The sequence below is a fragment of the Candidatus Kosakonia sp. 282A-S69 genome (assembly GCF_029433855.1).
GTDB lineage: Bacteria > Pseudomonadota > Gammaproteobacteria > Enterobacterales > Enterobacteriaceae > Kosakonia > Kosakonia cowanii_A.
In genome coordinates, this window is record NZ_JAROAU010000003.1 from 2446407 (window position 1) to 2452857 (window position 6451).

General features: G+C 59.1%; 4 protein-coding genes. 3 read left to right on the forward strand and 1 reads right to left on the reverse strand.

Annotated features, from left to right (window positions below; all coding sequences use genetic code 11):
• Positions 1 to 36: 36 nt before the first annotated feature.
• Positions 37 to 1296 carry a DUF1479 domain-containing protein gene (locus tag PU683_RS17260; protein ID WP_277173626.1) on the forward strand — a complete coding sequence of 420 codons (1260 nt, stop codon included), beginning with the start codon at positions 37 to 39 and terminating at the stop codon, positions 1294 to 1296.
• On the opposite strand, the gene PU683_RS17265 is transcribed toward PU683_RS17260, so the two are convergent.
• The gene (locus PU683_RS17265) at positions 1293 to 2366 is read right to left on the reverse strand and encodes a LacI family DNA-binding transcriptional regulator (RefSeq protein ID WP_277173628.1); all 1074 of its coding nucleotides are present in this window, start codon (positions 2364 to 2366) and stop codon (positions 1293 to 1295) included. The genes PU683_RS17260 and PU683_RS17265 overlap by 4 nt on opposite strands.
• Before the next feature lie 303 nt (positions 2367 to 2669).
• On the opposite strand from PU683_RS17265, the gene PU683_RS17270 reads away from it, so the two are divergent.
• Positions 2670 to 3971 carry an MFS transporter gene (locus tag PU683_RS17270; RefSeq protein ID WP_277173630.1) on the forward strand — a complete coding sequence of 434 codons (1302 nt, stop codon included), beginning with the start codon at positions 2670 to 2672 and terminating at the stop codon, positions 3969 to 3971.
• Positions 3972 to 3986: 15 nt separating this feature from the next.
• On the forward strand, positions 3987 to 6353 hold the full coding sequence (locus PU683_RS17275; RefSeq protein WP_277173631.1) for a glycoside hydrolase family 31 protein: 2367 nt from the start codon (positions 3987 to 3989) through the stop codon (positions 6351 to 6353).
• Positions 6354 to 6451: the final 98 nt, after the last annotated feature.

The following is a 6451-nucleotide window of genomic DNA, read 5'->3' on the forward strand; positions in this document are numbered from 1 at the left end:
ATCTTAAAACTTTCGAATGAAAGAAATGGGTGCCTTATGACGTCTTCTTATGAAACGCTTCCTGCCGATCACCACGCCGCCATCCGCCAGATGAAACAGACGCTGCGCGCACAAATTGGCGATGTACAACAGCTGTTCGCGACGCTCAGCGCGCGTATTTCCGCGCGCGTGGAGGAGATCAAGGCGATAAAAGCACGCGGCGAGTCCGTCTGGCCGCAGCTGGACTATGCCGACATCGCCGCCGGGCGCGTGACCGAAGCGCAGCGCGCGCTGATCAAACGTCGCGGCTGTGTGGTGATCAAAAACCATTTCCCGCGCGAGCGGGCGCTGGGCTGGGATCGCGCGATGCTCGACTATCTCGCGGAAAACCGTTTTGATGAGGTCTATAAAGGCCCTGGCGACAGCTTCTTCGGCACGCTGGAAGCCTCACGCCCGGAGATCTACCCGATCTACTGGTCGCAGGCGCAGATGCAGGCGCGCCAGAGCGATGAGATGGCGGCCGCACAATCGTTCCTCAACCGGCTGTGGAGATTTGAGAGCGAGGGGCACACGTGGTTCAACCCTGATGTCAGCGTCATCTACCCGGATCGTATTCGCCGCCGCCCGCCCGGCACGACCTCGAAAGGGCTGGGCGCGCATACGGATTCCGGCGCGCTGGAGCGCTGGTTACTGCCGGCCTATCAGCGCGTCTTTGCCAGCGTCTTTAGCGGCAATCTGGATCGGTACGATCCGTGGGATGCGGCGCACCGCACCGAGGTGGAGGAGTACACGGTTGAGAACACCACCAAATGTTCGGTGTTTCGCACCTTCCAGGGATGGACAGCGCTGTCGGAGATGATTGCCGGTCAGGGGCTGCTGCACGTGGTGCCGATCCCGGAAGCGATGGCCTACATTCTGCTGCGCCCGCTGCTGGACGATGTCCCGGAAGATGAGCTGTGTGGCGTCGCCCCCGGCCGCGTGCTGCCGGTCTCAGAGACCTGGCACCCGCTGCTGATGGAAGCCCTGAGCAGCATTCCTCCGCTTGAGGCGGGCGATTCTGTCTGGTGGCACTGCGATGTGATCCACTCGGTCGCGCCGGTGGAAAACCAGCAGGGCTGGGGCAATGTGATGTATATCCCCGCCGCGCCGCTGTGTGAGAAGAACCTTGCCTATGCCCGCACGGTGAAGGTTGCGCTGGAACAAGGCACCTCGCCCGGCGATTTTCCGCGTGAAGATTATGAGCGCGACTGGTCAGGCCGCTTTACGCTCGCCGATTTGAACGCGCACGGTAAGCGCGCGCTGGGGATGGCGAGTTAAGCATCATACAGCCCGTCGCCGGCGACGGCGGTGCGTCGCTGTCCCGGACGTATCCGCCGCACCGACTCGCGCACGGCAAGCGTGCCGTTTAGCAGCAGCGAGCCGGTCGGTGCCTGCGGGCGAATCAGGCGCTGCTGCAACAACTGCACCGCTTCTGCGCCGAGTTCATCACGCGGGACGTGCACTGCGGTGAGCGGCACATCCTGGATTGCCGCGAGGTTAAAGGCGTCGATGCTCATCACCGACACATCCTGCGGCACACGCAGGCCACGCTGCAACAGGGCCTGCACCGTCCCCTGCGCCATAAAATCGCCACTTACCAGAAATGCGGTCGGCGGCGTTTTGTTCGCCGCATCGTCCAACCACTCCCCCACCCGCATCGCCGCCTCTTTGGCGCTAAAACTCGGTACGGTGATGAGATCCCGTTTGCTGTTAAAACGCAGGTTCTGCTGCTGCCACGCCGCTTTAATGCCAGCGAGACGCAGATCCATGGTGTAACGGCGCAGGCACATCACATTGACCACATCGCGGTGACCCATATCAAAGAGATAGCGGGCGGCAAACTCGCCGATGGTGCGGTGATCCGGCGCAATCGAGGGCAGGCGCATACGCGCATCGCGGCAGTTGATCAGCACACAGGGTTTGCCGATATCCGCCGCCAGTTCGTGAATATGGGTATCGTCAATGCCGAGCAGGATCGCCGCCTGGGTCTCTGCCGCGTTCATGCGCGCCAGAAACTCATTGGCGTCGCTGTCCAGCTCCTCCAGCGCGCAGTAGCGCAGCCGTACATCGTGAGGCTCCAGCGCTTTATTGATGCTCTGAATCACACGGTAGTAGAAGATATCGGAACGCTCATCAAAAGCGCGCTGCGGCGCAAAAACAAGCAGGTTATTGAGCAGCAGCCGTCCGGCGGCAATCCCCTCCATTACCCCCAGTTCACGGGCGCAGGTCAGCACCGCTGCGCGCGCTTTTTCGCTGGTGTTCGCTTTTCCTGCCAGCACCCGCGAGACGGTGCTGGTCGACAGGTTAGTGCGCCGGGCAATTTCGCTGATTTTGAGCTTTTTATCCATTCTGTGATCTTGCTCCGTTTGTGAAATGGGAAAAATTGCATAGCGCCTACAGCCTGATATTTATGGCTTCAATTGCAGTTTGCCGCACTATTTCGCTGATTGATGAGAATCCTTGCACAAAATCGGCTTTAGCCGCGCTTTTTTCTCCCCTACGGTAAATGTGTCATACAACTTCCATACTAGTTGTGTGTGTTCTTAAGACAAAAACCAAGAAAAAAATCATCACGTGCGCCTGTCGGTATAACAACTTCTGCCAAGCCGCGATAACGCAACGTCCCTACAAAACGATGAGCGGAGAACACCATGAGCCAGGGGATTAACAACGAGGTGGCGGCCACAAGCAGCCGCCGAATCTTTAAAAAATTACGCTGGTGGATGCTGGTACTGTTTCTGTTTGGCGTGACGGTGAACTACATCACCCGTAACTCGCTGGGCATCCTGGCACCGGAACTGAAAACCAGCCTCGGTATTACCACTGAACAATATTCCTGGATTGTCGGCGCTTTCCAGCTGGCGTATACCCTGTTCCAGCCGCTGTGTGGCTGGTTAATTGATGTGATCGGCCTGAAACTCGGCTTTATGATCTGCGCGATTATCTGGGCGCTGGCCTGTATGTTCCACGCTGGCGCGGGCAGCTGGCTCCATCTGGCGATTTTGCGCTTCACCATGGGCGCATCGGAAGCGGCGGCCACGCCCGCTAACGCCAAAACCATCGGCGAGTGGTTCCCGAAATCGGAGCGTCCGATCGCCGCAGGCTGGGCGGGCGTCGGGTTCTCCATTGGCGCAATGCTGGCACCGCCGATCATCTACTTCGCCCACGCCTCGTTTGGCTGGCAGGGGGCATTTATGTTTACCGGCGTGCTGGCGCTGCTGTGGGTAATTTTGTGGTGGGCGTTCTATCACAACCCGGACAAGCACCCGAATCTGAGCCGCGAAGAGCTGGCCTTTATTCAGCAGGATAATGAGCCGCCAGCGGTAAAACTCCCCTTCCTCACCGCGCTGAAAACCGTCTCCAAAAACAGACGCTTCTACGGCATCGCCATACCGGCCTTTATGGCAGAACCGGCCTGGGCGGTGCTGAGCTTCTGGGTACCGCTCTATCTGGCGAAAGAGCACGGCATGGATTTGAAACAGATTGCGATGTTCGCCTGGCTCCCCTTCCTCGCCGCCGATCTCGGCAGCGTCGCAAGCGGCTATCTCACCAAACTCTATACCCGCTGGTTTGGCTGCTCGCGCGTCAACTCGGTGGTCGCCAGTTCCCTGACCGGCGCGTTCCTGATGATCTCGCTGGCTATCGTTGCGATCACCCGCGATCCCTATATCACCATTGTGCTGATCTCCATCGGCGGCTTCGGTCACCAGATCATCTCCTGCATGTTGAGCGCGCTGGTGGTTGAGTCGTTCGACAAAGGTCAGATGGCGACCGTCAATGGCATGCGCGGCTCGGCGGCATGGATCGCCAGCTTCCTCTTCTCACTGCTGATTGGCGTCACCGCCGATAAGATTGGCTTCAACCCGCTGTTTATTGCCATGGGTTTCTTTGACCTGATTGGCGCTATTTTCCTGGTGGCATTTATTGCTGAACGTCGCGCAAAACGCGCCTGATTGTGGAAGTCTGCTATGAAAACGCTGAAGAACTGGACGTTACAAAAACAGAGCGCTCATCACCTTGAGCTACTGATTGACGGGCAACATACGCTCTGCCTCTATGTGCTGGAAGCGAACCTGTTTCGCGTGCTGATTAAGCGCAAGGGCGAGCTGGCGCTGGCGCGTACCTGGAGCATCGCGCCAAACGAGGATGTGCCGTGGGAGGGGCGCAGCCGTGAAGATCTGAGCGGTTTTAGCCTGCCCGCGTGGAAGCTTGAGCAGCAGCAGGAGGCGCTGACCGTTGAGAGCGCGGAACTGCGTGTGACAGTGCATCAACCGTTATGGCTGGAGTGGCACTACCGTAATGAAGCGGGCGAGTGGCAGTGGCTGGCAGGCGATCGCCCGACCAGCGCTTATCAAATGAATGCTCACGGCGACGGCGTAGCGCACTACCTCAGCCGTAAAAAGGAGGAGCGTTTTTACGGCCTTGGCGAGAAAGCGGGCAACCTGCAGCGCACCGGCCAGCGTTACGAGATGCGCAACCTTGATGCAATGGGCTACAACGCGGCGAGCACCGACCCGCTCTATAAACATGTCCCCTTCACCCTCACCCGCCGGGATGATGTCAGCTACGGGCTGTTTTATGACAACCTCAGCAGCTGCTGGCTGGATCTTGGCAATGAGATCGATAACTACCACACTGCATATCGCCGCTGGCAGGCGGAAGCGGGCGATATCGATTACTACATCTTTACCGGCGCGCGCGCGCTGGATGTCACCAAAGCCTTTGTGCGCCTGACGGGCAAAACCCTCTTCGGGCCGAAGTGGAGCCTCGGCTACAGCGGCTCAACCATGCACTACACCGATGCGCCGGATGCGCAAAACCAGCTGATGAACTTTATCCGACTGTGTGAAGAGCATGCGATCCCCTGCGACTCGTTCCAGCTCTCGTCGGGTTACACCTCAATCAATGGCAAACGCTACGTCTTTAACTGGAACTACGACAAAGTGCCGCAGCCGAAGGTGATGAGCCAGGCGTTTCACGATGCCGGGCTGAAACTGGCGGCCAATATCAAACCCTGTCTGTTGCAGGATCACCCGCGCTACCAGGAAGTGGCAGAGCGAGGGCTGTTTATCCGCGATTCGGAGAGTCCTGGGCCGGAGCGCTCCAGCTTCTGGGATGATGAGGGCTCGCATCTCGATTTCACTAACCCGCAGACCATCGCCTGGTGGCAGCAAGGCGTGACCAAACAACTGCTGGAGATGGGTATCGACTCCACCTGGAATGATAATAACGAGTTCGAAGTGTGGGATGGCGAAGCGCGCTGCGCGGGCTTTGGTCAGGAGATCGCCATCAAACATATCCGCCCGGTGATGCCGCTATTAATGATGCGCGCCTCGATGGAAGCGCAGCAGCGTTTCGCGCCGGATAAACGCCCCTATCTCATCTCCCGCTCCGGCTGCGCCGGGATGCAGCGTTATGTGCAGACCTGGAGCGGCGATAACTGCACTAACTGGCAGACGCTGCGCTATAACACCCGCATGGGTCTGGGGATGAGTTTGTCCGGCCTCTATAACGTCGGACACGATGTCGGCGGCTTCTCCGGCGATAAACCGGATGCCGAACTGTTTGTGCGCTGGGTGCAAAACGGCGTGATGCATCCGCGTTTTACGATCCACTCGTGGAATGATGACCAGACGGTAAACGAGCCGTGGATGTACCCGGCGGTAACGCCGGCGATCCGCAGCGCCATTGAGCTGCGCTACCGCCTGCTGCCCTACCTTTATACCCTGCTGTGGCAGGCGCATGCCGATGACGAACCGATGCTGCGCCCGACCTTCCTCGATCATGAGCACGATGCGCAGACCTTCGAGGAGTGCGACGACTTCCTGCTCGGACGCGATCTGCTGGTGGCCAGCGTCGTTGAGCCGGGCCAGCGCGAGCGCGCGCTCTGGCTGCCTGCCAATGAGAGCGGCTGGTACGATTTTTATACCGGGACGTGGTATGCGCCAGGTCAGTGGGTGACGCTGGATGCGCCGCTGGAGAAGCTGCCGCTGCTGGTACGCGCCGGTGCCGGTCTACCGCTAAGCGACCGCATTCGTCATGTGGAGGCGAAAAGCGATACCTTCCGCGAACTGCAACTCTTCCCGCTGAAAGGCACCGGGCATTCCAGCGGCCTGCTGTTTGAGGATGATGGCGAGTCGTGGGGTTATAAAGAGGGGAATGCGCTGTGGTTAAGCTGGGAGATGGTCTGCGACAGCGAGACGATCCATCTGGAGATTACCGCGCGCGGCGATTATCGCCCGGCATGGCAGACGCTGGATATTACCTTGCCCGCCGGCGAAAAGCGCCGGTTAGTGATTAACGGCGAGCCGGCAACGGCGTGGTCATTCAGGTAAAAAAATGCCGGATGGCGGCTGCGCCTTATCCGGCCTACACAAGCAGAACGATCCCGCAGGCCGGATAAGCGTTTACGCGCCATCCGGCATCTGCTCCT